A 21465-nucleotide genomic window follows, 5' to 3' on the forward strand; every position below is an offset into this window, starting at 1 on the left:
GGCCTGACCACCGCCTGGACCACCCCCGACACGAGGGACGTCTACGCCGAAGTCACCCTCCCCGAACCCACCGAACCCGGCGACTACGCCATCCACCCCGCACTCCTCGACGCCGTCCTCCACGCGGCGGGCCTGGAGGAGCGGGCCGCCGGTGGCGGGTCGCGGGCCGCGGTGCCGTTCCACTTCGCCGGGGTCGGCCTGTTCGCGGCCGGCGCCAGCCGGCTGCGGGTCCGGCTGACCAGGACCGGCGAGAACGGCTACCGGCTGCTGGTGGCGGACGCCGACGGGCGGATCGTCGCCGTCGTCGAGTCGCTCGCCCTGCGGGAGCCGAACCCGGCGGCGACCAGGTCGGGCCCGCCCCTGTTGGCGCTGGCCTGGGACCGTGACGCCGGGGTCGCGGTGGACGCCGCGGCGGCGCCGGCGACCGGGCGGTGGGCGGTGCTGGGGGACGCGGCGGCGCTGCCCGGGGTGCCGGCGTTCGCCGGCCTGTCCGAGCTGCTGGACGCCGGCCCGGAGGGCGGGGACGCCCCCGAGGTGGTCGTGGTGGCGAACCTGCTGGCCGACCGGGACGCGGCGGCGAGCGAAGGTGCCGATGTCGCGGGGCTGGCGCGGGTCGCCACCCGGCGGGCGCTGGAGACGCTGCGGGCCGCGCTGGTCGAGCCCCGGTGGGCGGAGACCACCTTCGTCCTGTCGGTGCCCGGGGGTTCGGGTGCCGCCGAGGCGGTGGACCCGGTGGCGGCCGCCGTCTGGGGCCTGGTGCGGGCCGCGCAGTCGGAGAACCCGGGCCGGTTCGTGCTGCTGGACCCCGGTGCGGGCGACGCGTTGCGGCCGGCCGTGGTGGCCGCCGCGCTGGGCGTCGGCGAGCCGGAGGTCGCGGTGGGCGAGGGCGCGCTTCGGGTGCCGCGGCTGGTGCGGCTGCCGGCGCCGGCCGTGCCGGTGGCCGAACGGGACGCGGCGGGCACGGTGTTGGTGACCGGTGCGTCGGGTGCCCTGGGCGGGGTGATCTGCCGGCATCTGGTGTCCGAACGCGGCGTGTCGCGGCTGCTGTTGGTGAGCAGCCGGGGTGAGGCCGCGCCGGGTATGCCGGAGCTGGTCGCCGAGTTGACCGAGCTGGGTGCCGAGGTGACGGTCGCCGCGTGTGACGTGGCGGACCGGGAGCGGGTGCGGGCGGTGCTGGCCGGGGTGCCGGCGGCGCACCCGTTGACCACCGTGGTGCACGCGGCCGGGGTGTTGGACGACGGCGTGGTGACGGCGTTGGACGCGGAGCGGCTGGCGCGGGTGCTGCGGCCCAAGGTGGACGGCGCGTGGCTGCTGCACGAGTTGACCGCGGGGGCGGCCCGGCCGGTGGAGTTCGTGCTGTTCTCCTCGGTGGCCGGCGCGCTGGGCAGCGCGGGGCAGGCGAGTTACGCGGCGGCGAACTGCTTCCTGGACGGACTGGCCGCGCACCGGCGGGCGTTGGGCCTGCCGGGGGTGTCCATCGCCTGGGGCCCGTGGCGGGAGGCGGGCATGACCGCCGGGCTGCGGGAGGCGGACCTGGAGCGGATGCGGCGGGGCGGCATTCCGGCGCTTTCGGTGGCGGACGGGCTGGCGTTCTTCGACGCGGCCCGGGTGGCCGACCGGGCGGCCGTGGTCGCGGTGGTTCCCGACCTGTCGGCGCTGCGCGCGCTGGGTGACGAACTGGCTCCGGTGTTCGGCGCGTTGGTGCCGGCGGTACGGCGTCGGGTGGCGGTGGCCGAGCGGGGTGGCTCGGAGGTGCGGGCGGCGCTGCTGGCGCTGCCGGCCGCCGAGCGGGCGGCCGAGTTGACGCGGGTGGTGCGGGACCGGGTGGCCGCGGTGTTGGGCTACCGGTCGGCCGCCGCCGTCAACGAGACGATGACGTTCCAGGAGCTGGGCGTCGACTCGCTGACCGGGGTGGAGCTGCGCAACGCGCTGGGCACGGCGGTCGGGGTGCGGCTGCCGGCCACGATGGTGTTCGACTATCCGACGCCGAGCGCGGTCGCCGCGTTCCTCGGGGACCGGTACTTCCAGGAGGCCGACCCGGCCGGGGCGCACGTCGAGGCGGCGGGCGCCGGGGCGGGCGTGGTCGTGGACCCGGCGGACGACCCGATCGTGATCGTCGGCATGAGCTGCCGTTACCCGGGTGGGGTGAAGGGGCCAGACGACCTGTGGCGGCTGGTCGCCGAGGGCGGCGACGCGGTCTCCACCTTCCCGGAGAACCGGGGTTGGGACCTGGAGGCGATCTACGACCCGGACGGCGAGCGGCCCGGCACCACCTATGTGCGGCACGGCGCGTTCCTGCACGACGTGGCCGGGTTCGACGCGGGCCTGTTCCGGATCTCGCCGAACGAGGCGCGGGAGATGGATCCGCAGCAGCGGCTGCTGCTGGAGACGGCGTGGGAGGCGTTCGAGGGGGCCGGCGTCGACCCGACCTCGTTGAAGGGCGAGCCGGCCGGCGTGTTCGTCGGCCTGATCTACCACGACTACCTGACCGGGCACGCCGCCGGCAGCCTGGCGTCCGGCCGGATCGCCTACACGCTGGGCCTGGAGGGCCCGGCGGTGACGGTGGACACGGCGTGCTCGTCGTCGCTGGTGGCGCTGCACCTGGCGAGCCAGGCGCTGCGGTCGGGGGAGTGCCGGATCGCGGTGGCGGGCGGCGCGGCCGTGATGGCGACGCCGGAGACGTTCACCAGCTTCGCCGAGAGCGGGCTGGCCAGGGACGGCCGGTGCAAGGCGTTCTCGGCCGACGCGGACGGCACCGGCTGGTCGGAGGGGGCCGGCATCCTGCTGCTGGCCCGGCTCTCCGAGGCGCGCCGGCGCGGGCTGACCGTGCACGCCGTGGTGCGGTCGTCGGCGATCAACCAGGACGGCGCCAGCAACGGCATCACCGCGCCCAACGGTCCCTCGCAGGAGCGGGTGATCCGGCAGGCCCTGGCCCAGGGTGGGTTGACGACGCGCGACGTGGACGTGGTGGAGGCGCACGGCACCGGCACCACGCTGGGTGACCCGATCGAGGTCAGCTCGCTGCAGGCGACCTACGGCCAGGGGCGGGACGCGGACGCGCCGCTGTGGCTTGGCTCCATCAAGTCCAACATCGGGCACTCGCAGGCGGCGGCCGGCGTGGCCGGCGTCATCAAGATGGTGCAGGCGATCCGGCACGGGTCGCTGCCGCGCACCCTGCACGCCGAGCGGCCGTCCCCGTTCATCGACTGGGACGCCGGCGAGGTGCGGCTGTTGACCGAGGCGCGGCCCTGGCCGGAGACCGGCCGGGCGCGGCGGGCGGCGGTCTCGTCGTTCGGCATCTCGGGGACCAACGCGCACGTGGTGATCGAGGAGCCGCCGGCCGAGCCGGTGCCCGCCGGGCCGGCGCCGGCGTCCGGGCCGGTGGCCTGGCCGCTGTCGGGGGCCGGGCCGGCCGCGCTGCGGGACCAGGCGGCGCGCCTGGCGGCGCTGCTGGACGGCACCGACGAGGCGTACCACCCGGACGGCCTGCTGGGGTCGGCGCGCCGCGCCGACCCGCGGGACGTGGCGTTCACCCTGGCCGTCGGCCGGGCCGCGCTGGCCAGCCGGGCCGTGGTGGTGGGCGAGAGCCGGGACGAACTGGTGGGCGCGCTGCGGGCGTTGGCGGCCGACGAGGCGGTGCCCGCGGTGGTGCGCGGCACCGCGGACGTGCGGGGCCGGCCGGTGTTCGTGTTCCCCGGCCAGGGCTCCCAGTGGTACGGCATGGCGGTGGAGCTGCTGGACGGCGCGCCGGTGTTCGCGGAGCGGATGCGGGAGTGCGCGGCGGCGCTGGCGCCGCTGGTGGAGTGGGACCTGATCGACGTGCTGCGGCGGGCCGCGGACGGGCCGGAGACCGGGCTGCTGGAGCCGGTCGACGTGGTGCAGCCGGTGCTGTTCTCGGTGATGGTGTCGCTGGCCGCGCTGTGGCGGGCGCACGGGGTGGAGCCGGCCGCGGTGGTCGGCCACTCGCAGGGCGAGATCGCCGCCGCCTGCGTGGCGGGCGCCCTGTCGCTGCCGGACGCGGCCCGGGTGGTGGTCTCGCGCAGCAAGGCCATCGCGCGCCGCCTGTCGGGCCTCGGCGGGATGGTGTCGGTGGCGCTGGCGCCGGAGTCGGTGGCGGACCGGGTCGCCCGCTGGGAGGGGAAGATCTCCCTCGCCGCGGAGAACGGCACCGGCTCGGCCGTGGTCTCCGGTGACCCGGCGGCGCTGGACGAGATGATCGCCGAGTTCGAGGCGGAGGGCATCAGGGCCCGCCGGGTCCCGGTGGACTACGCCTCCCACTCGGCGCACGTGGAGCACGTGCGGGACGACGTGCTGGGGGTGCTGGCCGGTATCACGCCGCGCTCCGCCGAGTTGCCGTTCTTCTCCACCGTGACGGTCGAGACGATCGACACGGCGGGGCTGGACGCCGACTACTGGTACACCAACCTGCGGCGCACCGTCCGGTTCGGGCCGGCCATCGCCGAGTTGGCGGCCCAGGGGCACACCGCGTTCCTGGAGATCAGCCCGCACCCGGTGTTGACGCTGAGCATGGCGGAGACGCTGGAGGGCGTCGAGGCGGAGACGCTGGTGACCGGCACGCTGCGGCGGAACGCGGGCGGGCCGCGGCAGTTCCTGGCCGCGCTGGCCGAGGCGCAGGTGCGGGGCATCGAGGTGGACTGGGCCGCGCTGGTGCCGGGCGGCCGGCGGATCACACTGCCCGGCTACGCCTTCCAGCACCAGGACTACTGGCTGGACTCGACCGCGCCGGCGGCGCCCGCCGCCCGGGCCGGCGGCGCCGACGCGGCCGACGCGGCCGACGAGGCGCTGCTGCGGGCCGTGGGCAGTGGCGAGCCGGGCGAGCTGGCCGCCGAACTGGCCGTGGACCCGGGCGCGGTGACGGAGGTCTTCCAGGCGCTCGCCGACTGGCGGCGCCGGCGGGCGGAGCGCGCCCGCACCGACCGTTGGCACTACCGGGTGCGGTGGGAGCAGGTCACGGTGGCGCCGGCCCGGCCGGCCGGGCACTGGCTGGTGGCGCTGCCCGACGCCGAGGCGCCGGCCGCCGGCTGGGGCCCCGCCGTGGTGGCGGCGCTGCGGGACGGCGGCGCCACGGTGACGGAGGTGCCGGTGGCGGGTGCGGACCGGCAGGCGCTCGGCACGCGGCTGCGGGAGCTGCTCGGCGGGGGGACCCCGGCCGGGGTGCTGTCGCTGCTGGCGCTCGACGACCGGCCGCACCCCGAACACCCGTCGCTGACCAGGGGCGACGCCGCCGGCGTGACGTTCTTCCAGGCGTTGAACGACGTCAGCGCGCAGGCGCCGCTGTGGCTGGCGACCAGCGGCGCGGTCGGGGCGGTGGACGGCGACCTGGTGGCGCCGGCGCAGGCCGCGACGTGGGGGCTGGGCACGGTCCTCGGCCTGGACCATCCGACGGTCTGGGGCGGGCTGGTCGACCTGCCGGCGGCGAGTGACCCGCCGGCGCTGGCCGGGCTGCTCGCGGTGCTCGCCGCGGTGGACGGCGAGGACCAGGTGGCGGTGCGCGGCGAGCGGCTGCTGGCCCGCCGGATGACCCGGGTCGCGGCGGACGAGCCTGCCGCCAGGGCCTGGCGCCCGCGCGGCACCGTCCTGGTCACCGGCGGCACCGGCGGGGTGGGCCGGCACGTGGCCCGCTGGCTCGCCGAACACGGCGCCGAGCACCTGGTGTTGACCAGCCGGCGCGGCCCGGACGCCGATGGCGTGCCGGAGCTGGTCGCCGAGCTGGCCGCGGCCGGCGCCAAGGCGACCGTGCTGGCCGCCGACGCGGCCGACCGGGACGCGATGGCGGAGGCGCTGGCCACCGCCGGCGCGGAGTTGACGGCCGTGGTGCACGCCGCCGGGGTGGTCAGCGACAGCCGGCCGCTGCCGGAGCAGACCGTCGCCGACTACGCCGAGCTGGGTCGGGCCAAGACCGTCGGCGCGGCGGTCCTCGACGAACTGCTGGGTGAACGCCCCCTGGACGCCTTCGTGTTGTTCTCCTCGGGGGCCGCCGTGTGGGGCCAGAGCGGCCAGGCCGGCTACGCCGCGGCCAACGCCTACCTGGACGCGCTGGCCGCCCGCCGGCACGCCGCCGGGCTGCCCGCCACGTCGATCGCCTGGGGTGCCTGGGCGGACGGCGGCATGATCGACGACGAGCACGGCGAGCGGCTGCGGCGGCTCGGCGTGCGGGAGATGCGGCCGCCGGCCGCCGCGGTGGACGCGATGCGGGACGTGGTGGAGCGCGGCGCCCCGGACGGGGTGGTCGCCGACATCGAGTGGGAGCGTTTCCTGCCGACGTTCACGCTGGCCAGGCGCCGGCCCCTGCTGTGGTCCCTCGAAGAGGCCATCCAGGAGCCGGAGTCGGCGGCCGAGACGGCGGCGGAGGCGCCGGCCGACGACGACACGCCGCCGCTGGTCGCCCGACTCCTCGGCAAGAGCGAGGAGGAGCAGCTCCAGGTGCTGCTGGACGCGGTGCGCGCCCAGGTCGCCGTCGGCCTCGGCTACTCGGGGCCCGGCGCGGTCGACAGCCGGCGGGCCTTCCGCGACCTGGGCTTCGACTCGGTCACCGCGGTCGAGCTGCGCAACCGGTTGGGCGCCCAGGCGGGGACCCGGCTGCCGGCGACGCTGATCTTCGACTACCCGAACCCGACGGCGCTGGCCCGGTTCCTCCAGGAGGAGCTGGCCCCGGCGCTGGCCGAGGCGGCGGCGGCCAGCGAGCCGGAGCCCGTCTCGGCGACCGCCGAACTGGACGCCCTGGAGGCGGCGTTGGGCGGCGGCGTGGCCGACGAGCGGGAACGCGCACTGATCGGCGAGCGCCTGCTGGCGCTGGCCGCCCGCCTCGCCGAGCCGGCCGACGGCCCGGCCGACGTCCCCGTCGCCGACCAGCTGGCGGCGGCCGACGCCGACAGCGTCTTCGACTTCATCGACCGCGAGTTCGGCGCCCCCTGACGCGAGCGCCAGGTCACAACGACACGCAACGTTTTCGGTCCGGAAGAAAGAACCGGTGAGGGGCTGACCATGGCCAACGAAGAGAAGATCCTCGCGTACCTCAAGCGGGTCACCGCCGATCTGCACCAGACCAAGCAGCGGCTGGCCGAGGTCGAGTCGGGGGTGAGCGAGCCGATCGCGATCGTCTCCATGGGCTGCCGGTACCCCGGCGGCGTCCGCTCCCCCGAGGACCTGTGGCGGCTGGTCGCCGAGGAGCGGGACGCCGTCACCGACCTGCCCACCGACCGCGGTTGGGACGACGACCTGTACGACCCGGACCCGGACCAGCCGGGCCGCACCTACTCCAAAGGCGGCGGCTTCCTGCCGGGGATCGCCGACTTCGACGCCGGCTTCTTCGACATCTCGCCGCGTGAGGCCCGCGCCATGGACCCCCAGCAGCGGCTGATGCTGGAGGTCGCCTGGGAGGCGATGGAGCGCGCCGGCCTCGACCCGGACACGCTGCGCGGGCAGAGCGTCGGCGTCTACGTCGGCAGCAACTCGCAGGACTACGAGGAGCTGATGCTCCAGGTCCCCGACGAGGCCGAGGCCTACCTGAGCACCGGCAGCGTCGCCGCCGTCATCTCCGGCCGCCTCGCCTACACCTTCGGCTTCGAGGGGCCGGCCGTCACCGTCGACACCGCCTGCTCCTCGTCGATCACCGCGCTGCACCTGGCGGTCAACGCGCTGCGCGACGGCGACGCCGACTACGCGATGGCCGGCGGCGTCTCCCTGATGTGCACGCCGGGCGCGATCCTGGCGCTCAGCCGGCAGCGCGGCCTGTCAGCGGACGGCCGCTGCAAGGCGTTCTCCGACGACGCCGACGGCATCGGCTTCAGCGAGGGCGCCGCCGTGCTGCTGCTGGAGCGGCTCTCCGACGCGCGCCGCAACGGCCACCAGGTGATGGCCGTGATCCGGGGCAGCGCGCTCAACCAGGACGGCGCCAGCAACGGCCTGAGCGCCCCCAACGGGCCGTCCCAACAGCGCGTCATCCGGAAGGCGTTGGCCGACGCCGGGCTCACCGCCGAGCAGGTCGACGCGGTCGAGGCGCACGGCACCGGCACCTCGCTCGGCGACCCCATCGAGGCGGAGGCGCTGCTGGCCACCTACGGCCGGGAGAAGACCGCCGACGCCCCGCTGTGGCTGGGCTCCCTGAAGTCCAACATCGGGCACGCCCAGGGCGCCGCCGCCATCGGCGGCGTCATGAAGATGGCCCTCGCCCTCCAGCACGGCACGCTGCCGAAGACCCTGCACGTCAGCGAGCCGTCCCGGCACATCCGCTGGTCCGCCGGCCACGTGCGGCTGCTGACCGAGGCCCGCGACTGGCCGGCCGGCGAGCGGCCCCGCCGGGCCGGCGTCTCCGCGTTCGGCATCAGCGGCACCAACGGGCACATCATCCTGGAGGAGGCGCCCGGACCGCGGGACGCCGAGCCGGCGCCCGAGCGCGCGGCCCACGGGCTGCTGCCGTGGACGTTCTCCGCCAAGAGCGAGCCGGCGCTGCGCGCCCAGGCCGCCGCCCTCGTCGAGCGGCTGACCGGGCACCCCGAGGCCGACCCCGTCGAGGTCGGCGCGGCCCTCGCCACCACCCGCACCACCTTCGACCACCGGGCGCTGGTCTTCGGCGCCGACCACGCCGAACTCCTCGCCGCCGCCCGCGAACTGGCCGAGTCCGGGCAGGGCGAGCGGGTCGTCACCGGCCGGGGCACCCCCCGCGCCAAGCGGGTCTTCGTCTACCCGGGCCAGGGCTCCCAGTGGGTCGGCATGGCCACCGAACTCCTCGACGGCTCACCGGCGTTCCGGGACCGCGTCGAGGAGTGCGAGCGGGCCCTGGCCCCGTTCGTCGACTGGTCGCTCACCGCCGTGCTGCGCGGCGAGCCGGACGCGCCGCCGCTGGACCGGGTCGACGTGGTCCAGCCCGTGCTGTGGGCCATGATGGTCTCGCTCACCGCCCTCTGGGCTTCCTGGGGCGTCACGCCGTCCGCCGTCGTCGGCCACTCGCAGGGCGAGATCGCCGCCGCCGTCGTCGCCGGCGCCCTCACCCTGGAGGACGGCGCCCGCGTCGTCGCGCTCCGCAGCCGGCTGCTGCTCGACCTGGTCGGCAGCGGCGGCATGCTCTCCGTCTCGCTGCCCGAGGACCAGCTCGCCCCGTACCTCGGCGCCGAGGCCGACGCCGTGTCGGTCGCCGCCGTCAACGGCCCCTCCCTGGTGGTGCTGGCCGGCCCGCGGACCGCGCTGGAAGCCGTCCAGGCCCGCTGCGAGACCGCCGAGGTCCGCGCCCGCATGGTGCCCGTCGACTACGCCTCCCACTCGCCGGAGGTCGCCCGCATCGAGGCCGAACTCCTCACCGCGCTCGCCCCGTTGGCGCCGCGCACCAGCGACGTGCCGTTCTACTCGTCGGTCACCGCGACCACCGTCGACACCGCCGGGCTGGACGCCGCCTACTGGTACCGCAACATCCGCCAGCCGGTGCGGTTCGCCGACGCCACCCGCGCCCTGATGGACGCCGGCTACGACGCCTACGTCGAGGTCAGCCCGCACCCGGTGCTCACCATGAGCGTCACCGACACGCTCGCCGAGCGCGAGTACGACGCCGCCGTCGGCACCACCCTGCGCCGCGAACAGGGCGGCGAGGCACGCTTCCTGACCTCCCTCGGCGAACTCTTCACCGCCGGCGTCCGCCCCGACTGGGACCGGGTGCCGGCCCTCGCCGGGGCCCGCCCCGCCGACCTGCCGACCTACCCGTTCCAGCGGGACCGCTACTGGCTGGACGTGCCGGCCGGCACCGCGGGCGACGTCGGCGCCGCCGGCCTGCTCGCCGCCGACCACCCGCTGCTCGGCGCGGTCGTCACCCGCGCCCAGGCCGACGAGGCCACCCTCACCGGCCGGATCTCGCCCCGCAGCCACCCCTGGATGGCCGACTGCCAGCTGGCCGGCGTCACCGCCCTGCCGGCCGGCGCCCTCGTCGAACTCGCCCACCGGGCCGCCGACCAGGTCGCCGCCGGCGGCCTCGCCGAACTCACCGTGCACCGCCCGCTGATCCTGCCCGCCGACACCGAGACGCTGCTCCAGGTCACCGTCGGCGCGCCGGGCGCCGGCGGGCTGCGCGAGGTCACCGTGCACTCCCGGCCCGAGTCCGCCGACCCGGGCGACGGCTGGGACCTCAACGCCAGCGGCCTGACCGCCGCCAACCCGCCCGAGACGCCGCCCGCCGACCTCACCGCCTGGCCGCCGGCCGGCGCCACCCCCGTGCCGGCCGACACCTGGGCCGCCTGGACGCTGCCCGAGTACGGGCCGCAGGCCAGCACCGTCCGCGCCGTCTGGCGGCAAGGCGACGACCTGTACGCCGAACTGGCCCTGCCGGAGGCGGCCAGCGGCGACGCCGACCGGTACGGGCTGCACCCGCTGCTGCTCGACGCCGCCACCCAACTCGCCGGCTTCGCCGGCGCGGGCGCCGCGCTCCCCACCCGGCTGGACGCCGTCACGCTGACCGCCACCGGCGCCACCGCGCTGCGCGCCCGGATCAGCACCGTCGAACCCGGCGCCGCCACCCTGCACCTCGCCGACCCGACCGGCGCGCCGGTCGCCACCGTCGGCCACCTCACCCACCAGCCGGCCGACCAGGTCGACCTCAGCCGCGCCGTCCGCCGCGAGTCGCTGCACCAGGTGGACTGGGTGCCGGCCCCCACCGCGCCCGCCCCCGCCGCCACCGGCCTGGCGCTGCTCGGCGACCAGCCGGCCCCCGCCGGCCTCGCCGCCCACCCCGACCTGGCGTCGGCCGCCGCCGCCGGCGACCGGCCCGACGTGCTGGTGCTGCCGCTGCCGCCGAGCGTCGGCGACGACCAGCCCGCGCTGGTCCGCGCCGCCACCGAACGCGTCCTCGCCCTCGTCCAGCAGCTCCTCACCGAGCCCCGACTGGCCGCCACCCGGCTCCTCGTCGTCACCAGCGGCGCGGTCAGCTCGCACGGCGAGGACGCCGCCGACCTGGCCGGCGCGGCCGTCTGGGGCCTGGTCCGCACCGCCCAGACCGAGGAGCCCGGCCGGTTCCTGCTGGCCGACGTGGAACGCCCGGCCGACGCCCTCGACCCGGCGCTGCTCGGCGCCCTGCTCGCCGTCGCCGACCAGGGCGAACCCCAACTCATCGTGCGCGCCGGCCAACCGCTGGTGCCCCGCCTGGCCAGGGCCGCCGGCTCCCCCGTCGCGCCCCGCGCCTGGGACCCGGACGGCACCGTGCTGGTCACCGGCGGCACCGGCACCCTCGGCGCGCTGCTCGCCCGCCGCCTCGTCACCCACCACGGCGTCCGCCACCTCACGCTGCTCAGCCGGCGCGGCGAGACCGCCCCGGGCGCGGCGGAACTCCGAGCCGAACTGGCCGAGTTGGGCGCCGAGGCCCGCATCGTCCGCTGCGACTGCGGCGACCGCGACGACCTGGCGGCGGCCCTCGCCGACGTGCCGGCCGCCCACCCGCTGACCGCCGTGGTGCACGCCGCCGCGACCCTCAGCGACGGCATCATCGGCGCCCTCACCCCCGAACGCCTGGACAGCGTGCTGCGCGCCAAGGCCGACTCCGCCTGGTACCTGCACCAGCTCACCGCCGGCACCGACCTCGCCGCGTTCGTGCTGTTCTCCTCCGCCTCCGGTATCTTCGGCGAGGCCGGCCAGGCCAACTACGCCGCCGCCAACAGCTTCCTCGACGCGCTGGCCGCCCACCGAAGGGTCGCCGGCCTCCCCGGCCAGTCCCTGGCCTGGGGCTTCTGGGAGGAACGCAGCGAACTCACCGGCCAGCTCGCCGCCATCGACGTCGAGCGGATGACCAGGGGCGGCATCGCCCCGCTCTCCAGCGCCGAGGGCCTCGACCTGTTCGACGCGGCCGTCGCCACCGACGAGGCGCTGCTGGTGCCCGTCGGCCTGGACCAGCGGGTGCTCCGCGCCAACGCCGAGGAACTCCCGCCGCTGCTGCGCGCCCTGGTGCCCACCCGGGCCCGCCGCCGCACCGCCGCCGGCGCCGAACCCACCCTCGACCGCTCCGAGTTGGGACAGCGACTCGCCAACCTCGGCCCGGCCGAACGGGACGAGCTGCTGCTCGACCTGGTGCGCACCGTCGCGGCCGGCGCCCTCGGCCACAACACCCCCGAGGCGGTGGACCCCGACCGCACCTTCAAGGAGTCGGGCTTCGACTCGCTGATCGCCCTGGAGTTCCGCAACCGCATGAACGCGGCCACCGGACTCCGGCTCTCCGCCACCCTCGTCTTCGACTACCCCAACGCCCGGCAGCTGGCCCGCTTCCTGCTCGACGAGGCGCTCGGCGACGGCCTCGCCGCCGCCACCCCCGCCGCCCCGGCGGCGCCGGCCGCCGTCGCCGACGCGGACGACCTGATCGCCATCGTCGGCATGGGCTGCCGCTACCCGGGCGACGTCCACTCGCCCGACGACCTGTGGCGGGTGGTGACCGAGGGCATCGACGCCACCTCCGGCTTCCCCACCAACCGCGGCTGGGAACAGGACCTGGACGTCACCGGCGACTACACCCGACGCGGCGGGTTCCTGCACGACGCGGGCGAGTTCGACGCGGCGTTCTTCGGGATCTCGCCGCGTGAGGCGCTGGCCATGGACCCGCAGCAGCGGCTGCTGTTGGAGACCTCCTGGGAGGCACTGGAGGACGCGGGTATCGACCCGCTGTCGCTGCGCGGCAGCGAGACCGGCGTCTTCGTCGGCGCCGGCGCCAACGCCTACTCCGTCGGCCTACGCGGCTTCCCCAGCACCGTCGACGGTTACCGGCTGACCGGCAGCACCACCTCCGTGGTCTCCGGCCGGGTCGCCTACACCCTCGGCCTGGAGGGCCCGGCGGTCACCGTGGACACCGCCTGCTCGTCCTCGCTGGTCGCCCTGCACCTGGCGGTCGAGTCGCTGCGCCGCGGCGAGTCCGCCATGGCGCTGGCCGCCGGCGTGCACATCATGTACTCGCCCGGCGTGTTCCAGGAGTTCAGCCGCCAGGGCGGGCTGGCCGCCGACGGCCGCTGCCGGGCGTTCTCCGACGACGCGGACGGCACCGGCTTCGCCGAGGGCGTCGGCGTCCTGGTGCTGGAGCGGCTGTCCGCCGCCCGCGCCGCCGGCCACCGGGTGCTGGGCGTGGTCCGCGCCTCCGCCATCAACCAGGACGGCGCGTCGAACGGCCTGACCGCGCCGAACGGCCCCGCCCAGGAGCGCGTCATCCGGCAGGCGTGGGCGGCCGGCGGCCTCTCCGGCACCGACGTGGACGTGGTGGAGGGGCACGGGACGGGCACGGTGCTCGGCGACCCGATCGAGGTCGGCGCGCTGCTCGCCACCTACGGACGCGGCCGGGACACCCAACACCCGCTCTGGCTGGGCGCGTTGAAGTCCAACATCGGCCACACCCAGGCCGCCGCCGGCGTCGCCGGCGTCATCAAGATGGTGATGGCGTTGCGCAACCGGGTGTTGCCCGGGACGCTCTTCGCGGAGCAGCCCACCTCGCATGTGGACTGGTCTGGTGGTGGGGTGCGTTTGTTGGATGGTGCGCGGGAGTGGCCGGAGGTGGGTCGGGCTCGTCGGGCTGCGGTGTCGTCGTTTGGTATTTCGGGGACGAACGCGCATGTGGTGTTGGAGGAGGCGCCGGCGGATGTGGCCTCGTGGGGGGAGTCTGCTGGTGGTGGGGGTTGGGTTGGGGGTGTGCCGGTGCCGTGGGTGGTGTCGGCGCGGGGTGATGTTGGGGCGCAGGTGGCGCGGTTGCGGTCTGGTGTTGGGGGTCTTGATGTGGTGGGTGTGGGTCGGTCGTTGTTGGGGCGGGCTGGGTTGCCGGATCGTGCGGTGACCTGGGGCGGGGACGCCGAGTTGGCTGACGTCGTCGGCTCTGTGGTGGGTGGCAAGGTCGGTGTGGTCTTCTCGGGTCAGGGCTCGCAGTGGGTGGGGATGGGTCGGGAGTTGTATGAGGTGTTCCCGACCTTCCGGGAGGCTTTCGACGAGGTTGGCGCGTTGGTGGACGAGCGTCGTGACGGGTCGTTGCGGGAGGTTGTCTTCGAGGGTGACGCTGAGGTGTTGGAGGGGACGGGTTGGGCTCAGGTGGGGCTCTTCGCCGTCGGGGTTGGTTTGTGGCGGGTGTTGGAGTCCTGGGACATAGCTGTTGATGTGGTCGGTGGGCATTCGGTTGGTGAGTTGGTGGCGGCTTGGGCTGCCGGGGTGTGGTCGCTTCCCGACGCGGTGGCGGTGGTGTGTGCGCGTGCGGGGTTGATGGAGGGGCTGCCTGAGGGTGGCGGGATGCTCGTCACCGACCTCACCGAAACCCAGGCCGAAGAGGTGGCGGCCGAGTTCGGCGTGGATATCGCGGCGGTGAATGGCCAGGAGCAGGTCGTCCTCTCCGGGGCGGTCGAGGCGCTGGACCGGGTGGCGGTGGCGTGTGGGGAGCGGGGTGTGCGGGCCCGCCGGTTGAGCGTGTCGCATGGTTTCCATTCCCGTCTTGTGGATCCGGTGTTGGGGGAGTTCGCGGAACGCCTCACGGCCGTGAAGTTTCAGACCCCTCAACTCGGTCTGGTCTCCAATGTCGAGGGCACGCTGGTCAGCGAGCAGGTGGCTGAGGCTGGTTACTGGGTGCGGCATGTTCGTGAGCCGGTGTTGTTCGCTCGGGGTGTGGCCGCGATGCGGGATGCCGGCGTGACCACTGTGATCGAGCTTGGCCCCGACGCGGTGCTCTCCGGTTCGGTGATCGACGTGTTCGACGACGACGCCCAGGCCGTCATCCCCTCGCTGCGCAACCAACGCCCCCAGGCCGAGGCCCTCCTCCAGATGGCCGCCCGCCTGTGGGTACGGGGCGTCCCCGTCAACTGGCAGACGGTCTATGACCAGCTGGGCGGCGGCCAGACCCCGCGCGTTGACCTGCCGACCTACGGGTTCCAGCGGGAGCGGTTCTGGCTTCGTCAGGGCGGGACCGGGGATGCCACCGGTCTTGGTCAGGCCCGGATCGACCATCCCGTCCTCGGTGCCGTCATCGAGGTGGCCGGCTCCAGCGAGATCGTGGTCACCGGCCGCATCGACACCGGCCGGGAGACCTGGCTGACCGAGCACATGGTGGGCGGCCGGGTCCTGGTGCCCGGCACCGGGCTGGTCGAGTTGGCGCTGTCCGCCGGTGAACGGGTCGGCTGCGCCGGGGTGTCGGAGCTGATGCTGCACGCACCGCTGGTGCTGTCCGAGGACGCGCTGGTGGACATCCAGGTGCGGATCGAGGAGCCGGGCGAGACCGGCGAGCGTGGGGTGTCCATCCACGCCCGGCCGGCGGCCGACGCCGACTGGGTGCGGCATGCCACCGGCATCCTCACCCCGTTCGACCAGGAGCCGCCGGCGGCCCCCGCCGTGGACGGCGTCTGGCCGCCGGCCGGTGCCGAGCCGTTGGACGTGGCGGCCTTCTACGCGCACCTGGCGGAGATCGGCTTCCAGCGCGGGCCGGCGCTGCGCGGCCTGTCGGCCGCCTGGCGGGACGGTGACGTGGTGTACGCCGAGGTGCGGGCGCCGGCGGAGATCGAGGAGGGCGTCGAGCGGTACGCCATCCACCCGGCGCTGCTGGACGCCGCCATCCAGGCGACCGCCCTGTTGGTGGACGGCGGCGGCGAGTTGGGCGTGCCGTTCGCCTGGGAACGGGTGGCGCTGCACGCCACCGGGGCGACCGAGTTGCGGGCGCGGATCGAGCGGACCGGCGAGGGTGAGGTGACCGTCGCGGTCTCCGACCCGGCCGGCACCCCGGTCTTCGGCACCGGCTCGCTGACGCTGCGGGCCGCGCCCAGCGTGGGTGACCTGGGGCTGGCCGAGCTGCGTGGCGGCCTGCGGGACGCGTTCTTCCAGGTCGCCTGGGAGGAGTTGGCGCTGCCCACCGGGGCGGCGCCGGCCGGCCGGTGGGCGGTACTCGGCGCGGACGCCGAGGAGTTGGCGGCGGCCCTGGCCGGCGCCGGCGCCACCGCGCGCCCGGTGACCGACCTGGCCCACGCCGGGGCCGAGCCCGAGGCCGACGCCGGGGATTCGGCGGCGGCGCGGCTGCTGGTGCTGAGCTGCGGCGCGCCGGAGCCGGCGACCGCCGAGTCGGTGCGGGCGGTGACCAACGAGGTGCTGGCCACCGTGCAGCGCTGGCTGGCCGAGCCGGCGTGGGCGGGGAGCCGGCTGGTGGTGCTCACCCGGGGCGCGGTGCCCAGGCCGGGCGAGGAGGTCGGCGGGCTGTCCGCCGCCGCCGTCTGGGGCCTGGTCCGCTCCGCGCAGTCGGAGCATCCGGACCGCGTCACCCTGGTCGACCTGGACCGGCCGGCGGACGTGGCGCTGCTGCCCGCGGTGCTCGCCACCGGCGAGCCCGAGGTGGCGGTGCGGGCCGGCGCGGCCAGCGTGCCCCGGCTGGCGCGGCTCACCGCCGAGGGCGACGAGCCCAAGTGGCGGCCTGAGGGCACGGTGCTGGTCACCGGCGGCACCGGGGCGCTCGGCGGGCTGGTGGCCCGCCACCTGGTCGCCGAACACGGCGTGCGGCGGCTGGTGTTGGCCAGCCGGAGTGGCGCCGGGCCGGACACCGGGGAGTTGACCGCGGCGCTGGCCGAGGCGGGCGCCGAGGTGTCCGTGGTGGCCTGCGACGTGGCGGACCGGGCGGCGCTGGCCGAGCTGCTCGCCGGGCTGCCGGCCGAGCACCCGCTGACCGCGGTGGTGCACACCGCCGGCACGGTGGCGGACGGCGTGTTCACCGCGTTGGACGCCGACCGGCTGGACGCGGTGCTGCGGCCCAAGGTGGACGCGGCGCTGCACCTGCACGAGCTGACCGAGGGGCTGGACCTGGACGCGTTCGTGCTGTTCTCGGCCGGCGCCGGCGTCTTCGGCACCCCGGGGCAGGGCAACTACGCGGCGGCCAACGCGTTCCTGGACGCGCTGGCGCACCGGCGCCGGGCGGCCGGGCTGCCCGCCGTCTCGCTGTCCTGGGGCATGTGGGCGCAGCCCAGCGGGATGACGGCGGGGCTCAGCGACGTCGACCGGGAGCGGATCAACCGGCTGGGCGTGCGGGCGCTGGCCGCCGAGGAGGGCCTGGTGCTCTTCGACGCCTCGCTGCGCGCCGGGGTGCCGCACACCGTGCCGGTCCACCTGGACCTGCGCACCCTGGGCGGCCAGGACGAGCTGCTGCGGCCGCTGTTCCGTGGCCTGGTGCGCCGCCGCGGGGCGCGCGCCTCGCTGGCCGGCGCGGCCGGGGCGCCGTCCGGGCTGCTGGCGAAGCTGGCCGCGATGGGCGCCGAGGAGCGGGACGAGGCGCTGCTCGAACTGGTCACGACGCACGCGGCGGCGGTGCTCGGGCACGCCTCGACGGTCGCCCTCGACCCGGAACAGGCGTTCAGCGACGCCGGGTTCGACTCGCTGGCCGCCGTCGAGTTCCGGAACCGGCTGCGGGCCGCCCTCGGGCTGCAACTGCCGGCGACGGTGGTCTTCGACTTCCCGAACGCCGTCGCGCTGACCGGGCACCTGCGGGAGCAGCTGCCGCTGGACGCGGACGGCGCGGCCGGCGGCGCGCCGCCGGCCGGCGACGAGCGGCTGGTCCGCGAGGCGCTGGCGACGGTGCCGTTGGCCCGGCTCCAGCAGGCCGGCCTGCTGGAGGCGCTCCTCGAACTGGCCAACGGCGTGCCGGCGGCCCCGGCCGAGGCCCAGGAAAACCTGATCGACGAGATGGACACCGAGGCCCTCATCGACCTGGCGCTCAGCACGGGCGCCGGCGGCGACGAGACCGAGCGAAAGGCGTGAAGCAGACCATGTCGGAGGCGAACCCCCGAATCATCGAGGCCCTGCGCACGTCGCTCAAGGAGAACGAGCGGCTGCAGGGTCTGATGGCGGCGACCCGTGAACCGATCGCGATCGTCGGTATGGCCTGCCGGTTCCCCGGTGGCATAGCCGACCCGGAGCAGCTGTGGACGTTCGTCCGCGAGGACGGGGACGCCATCGGCGACTTCCCGCGCGACCGCGGCTGGGACCTGACCCGCTTCGAGGCCGGCCCCGGTGACGGCCCGGACGCGTCCCGCGCGACCGGCGGCGGCTTCCTGCACGAGGCGGGCGACTTCGACCGCTACTTCTTCGGCCTCTCGCCGAACGAGGCGACCGAGATGGACCCGCAGCAGCGGCTGGTCATGGAGGTCGCCTGGGAGGCGCTGGAGCACGCCCGGCTGGCGCCCGGCACGCTGCGCGGCAGCGCCACCGGCGTCTACACCGGCGCCATCTACCACGACTACCCGGCCAGTTACGGCACCGGCTCGATGCTCTCCGGCCGGGTCGCCTACCACCTGGGGCTTGAGGGCCCGGCGGTGACCGTCGACACCGCCTGCTCCTCGTCGCTGGTGTCGCTGCACACCGCGGCGGCCGCGCTGCGCCGCGGCGACTGCCAGCTGGCGCTGGCCGGCGGGGTGACCGTGATGGCCACCCCCGACCCGCAGTTGGACGCGCGGCTTGAGCACGCCGGCGACGGGCGCTGCAAGTCGTTCGCCGCGGCGGCCGACGGGCCGGGCTTCTCCGAGGGTGTCGGCTTCCTGGTGCTGGAGCGGCTGTCGGACGCGCGGGAGCGCGGCCACCGGGTGCTGGCGCTGGTGCGTGGCTCCGCCATCAACCAGGACGGTGCCAGCAACGGCATCACCGCGCCCAACGGCCCGTCGCAGGAGCGGGTGATCCGGGCGGCGCTGGCCGACGCGCGGATCACCCCCGGCCAGGTGGACGCGGTGGAGGCACACGGCACCGGCACCACGCTGGGCGACCCGATCGAGGCCCGGGCGCTGCTGGCCACCTACGGCCAGGGGCGGGACGCGGACGCGCCGCTGTGGCTGGGCTCCATCAAGTCCAACCTGGGGCACTCGCAGGCGGCGGCCGGCGTGGCCGGCGTCATCAAGATGGTGCAGGCGCTGCGGCACGGCGTGCTGCCCAGGACCCTGCACGTGGACCGGCCCACGCCCGAGGTGGACTGGTCGCTGGGGAACGTGCGGCTGCTCACCGAGGAGGTGCCGTGGCGGCGCGGCGAACGGCCGCGCCGGGCCGCCGTCTCCTCGTTCGGGGTGAGCGGCACCAACGGGCACGTGGTGCTGGAGGAGGCGCCCGTCGAGGACGCCGACGAGATCCCCGCCGACGAGGCCCCCGACGTCGAGAACGCCGCCGCCGAGCCGGCGGCGGCCCGGCCGGTGCCGTGGGTGCTCACCGCGAAGACCCCCAACGCGCTGACCGCGCAGGCCGGTCGGCTGCTGGAGCGGCTCACCGAGCGGCCCGAGCTGCGGCCGGCGGACGTGGCCCGTTCGCTGCTGGAGACCAGGTCCCGCTTCGACCAGCGGGCCGTGGTCACCGGCACCGACCGCGCCGAGCTGCTGGCCGCGCTGGAGCAGCTGCGCGACGGGGCGCCGTCGCCGCAGCTGACCCGCGGCACGGTCCACCGGGCCAGCGCCCGGCCGGTGCTGGTCTTCCCAGGGCAGGGCGGCGAGTGGGTCGGCATGGGCCGGGAACTGCTGGCCAGCGCGCCGGCGTTCGCCGAGGCCGCCGAGCGGTGCGAGGCGGCGCTGGCCCCCTACCTGGACTGGTCGGTGCTGGCCGTGTTGCGCGGCGACCCGGACGCCGCCGAGCTGACCCGGATCGAGGTCAAACAGCCGGCGCTGTTCACGATGATGGTGTCGCTGGCCGCGCTGTGGCGCTCGGTCGGCGTGGCGCCGGGCGCCGTGCTCGGGCACTCGCAGGGCGAGATCGCCGCCGCCGTGGTGGCCGGCGCGCTCAGCGTCGAGGACGGCGCCCGGATCGTGGCGCTGCGCAGCCAGGCGATGCGGGACCTGCCGAGCGGCCGGATGCTGTCGCTGCTGGCCCCGCCCGAGCGGGTCGCCGAGCTGCTCGCGCCCTGGCAGGACCGGATGAGCATGGCCGCGTTCAACGGGCCCAGCTCGTGCGTGGTCAACGGCGAGACGGACGCCTGCGAGGAGTTCGCCGAGCGCTGCCGGGCCGAGGGCATCGAGGTCCGGCAGATCCGGGGCGCCGGGGCCGCCGGCCACTCGCCGGTGATCGAGCGGATCAGGGAGCAGCTCCTCACCGGGCTGGCGCCGGTCGCGCCCCGGGCAGCGACCGTCCCGTTCTACTCGACGGTGACCGGCGAGGCCCTCGACGGCACCGAGCTGGACGCCGACTACTGGTACCGCAACGCCCGGCACGAGGTGCGGTTCCACACCGCGCTGACCGCCGCGCTGGCCGCCGGGCACCACCTGTTCGTCGAGGTCAGCTCGCACCCGGTGCTGACCGTCTCGATGCGGCAGACCTTCGAGGCCGCCGACAGCGCCGCCGTCAGCGTCAGCACCCTGCACCGCGAACAGCCGGTCGCCGAACGCTGGTTGGCCGCCGCGGGCGCCGCGTTCACGCACGGCGCGCCGGTCGATCTCGGTCGGGTCCACGACACCGCGGGCGCCGCGCTGGTTGACCTGCCGACCTACGCCTTCGAGCACGAGCACTACTGGGCCAAGCCACGGGCCGGCCAGGCCGGCCCCGGGGCCGCCGGCGTCGGGCTGACCGACCACCCGCTGCTCGGCGCCGCCGTCACGGTCGCCGAGACCGGGGGCGTGGTGCTCTCCGGCCGGCTCGCCCTGGCCTCCTACCCGTGGCTGGCCGAGCACCGCGTCGGCGGCCTGCCGCTGCTGCCCGGCACCGCCTTCGTCGACCTGGCGGTGCGCGCCGGCGACGAGGTGAACTGCGGCCACCTGGTGGAGTTGGTGCTGGAGGCGCCGCTGGTGCTGCCGTCGCGCGGCGCGGTCCTGATCCAGGTCTCCGTCTCCGGCGAGGACGAGTCGGGGGAGCGCCGGTTCAGCGTCCACTCCAGCGAGGAGAACGCGCCGGCCGGCCAGCCGTGGGTGCTGCACGGCACCGGCGTGCTGGCGCCGTCCGCCGTCGAGGAGCCGGCCGCCGAGCTGGCCGCCTGGCCGCCGCCCGGCGCCGAGCCGGTCGAACTGGACGGCCTGTACGAGCGGTTGGCGTCCGCCGGCGTCGACTACGACACCGCGTTCCGCGGCCTGCGGGCGGTGTGGCGGCGGGACGCCGAGCTGTTCGCCGAGGTCGCGCTGCCGGACCGGGAGCACTCGGGCGTCGCCGGCTACGGCCTGCACCCGGCGCTCTTCGACGCCGCGCTGCACGCGCTGGCCGTCACCGGCGCCGAGGGCGAACCCGCGATGATGCCGTTCACCTGGTCCGGAGTCGACCTGCACGCCACCGGCGCCACCGAGCTGCGGGTGCGGCTGGTGCGGGACGGCACCAGCGCCGTGACCCTGCACGCCGCCGACGTGCGCGGCGCCGCCGTGGTCTCCGTCGACACGCTGGCGCTCCGCCCGGCCTCGGCGGCCCGTCGCCCGGCCTTCGACGATTCGATGTTCGTGGTGGATTGGGTGTCGGTGGCGGGTGTTGGGGTGGGTTCGGTGGTTGTGGTGGGGGATGTGTCGTGTGGGGTTGAGGGTGTGGTGCGGGTGGGGGATGTGGCGGGGT

Annotated in this window: 3 protein-coding genes and 1 pseudogene; all 4 read left to right on the plus strand. The window is 76.0% G+C overall.

Annotated elements, in window-relative coordinates:
* A partial coding sequence (locus RM844_RS31350; RefSeq protein ID WP_311670839.1) for a type I polyketide synthase occupies positions 1-6936 on the plus strand: 6936 nt, incomplete at its 5' end.
* A 69-nt stretch (positions 6937-7005) separates the two neighbouring features.
* On the plus strand, positions 7006-17730 hold the full coding sequence (locus tag RM844_RS31355; RefSeq protein WP_311670840.1) for a type I polyketide synthase: 10725 nt from the start codon (positions 7006-7008) through the stop codon (positions 17728-17730).
* Positions 17727-20303, plus strand: a pseudogene (locus RM844_RS31360) (type I polyketide synthase); the annotation flags it as partial. The gene RM844_RS31355 and the pseudogene RM844_RS31360, both read left to right, overlap by 4 nt.
* Before the next feature lie 252 nt (positions 20304-20555).
* Positions 20556-21465, plus strand: a 910-nt coding sequence (locus tag RM844_RS33785) for a polyketide synthase dehydratase domain-containing protein (RefSeq protein WP_449657336.1), incomplete at its 3' end; no start/stop codon positions are given.

It is taken from the genome of Streptomyces chisholmiae, assembly GCF_031845445.1.
In the GTDB taxonomy this organism is placed as follows: Bacteria; Actinomycetota; Actinomycetes; order Streptomycetales; family Streptomycetaceae; genus Streptomyces; species Streptomyces chisholmiae.

Bases quoted from the DNA above. Each gene is read 5' to 3' on its own strand.
- RM844_RS31355 (WP_311670840.1), top strand. From the start codon at position 7,006: ATGGCCAACGAAGAGAAGATCCTCGCGTACCTCAAGCGGGTCACCGCC.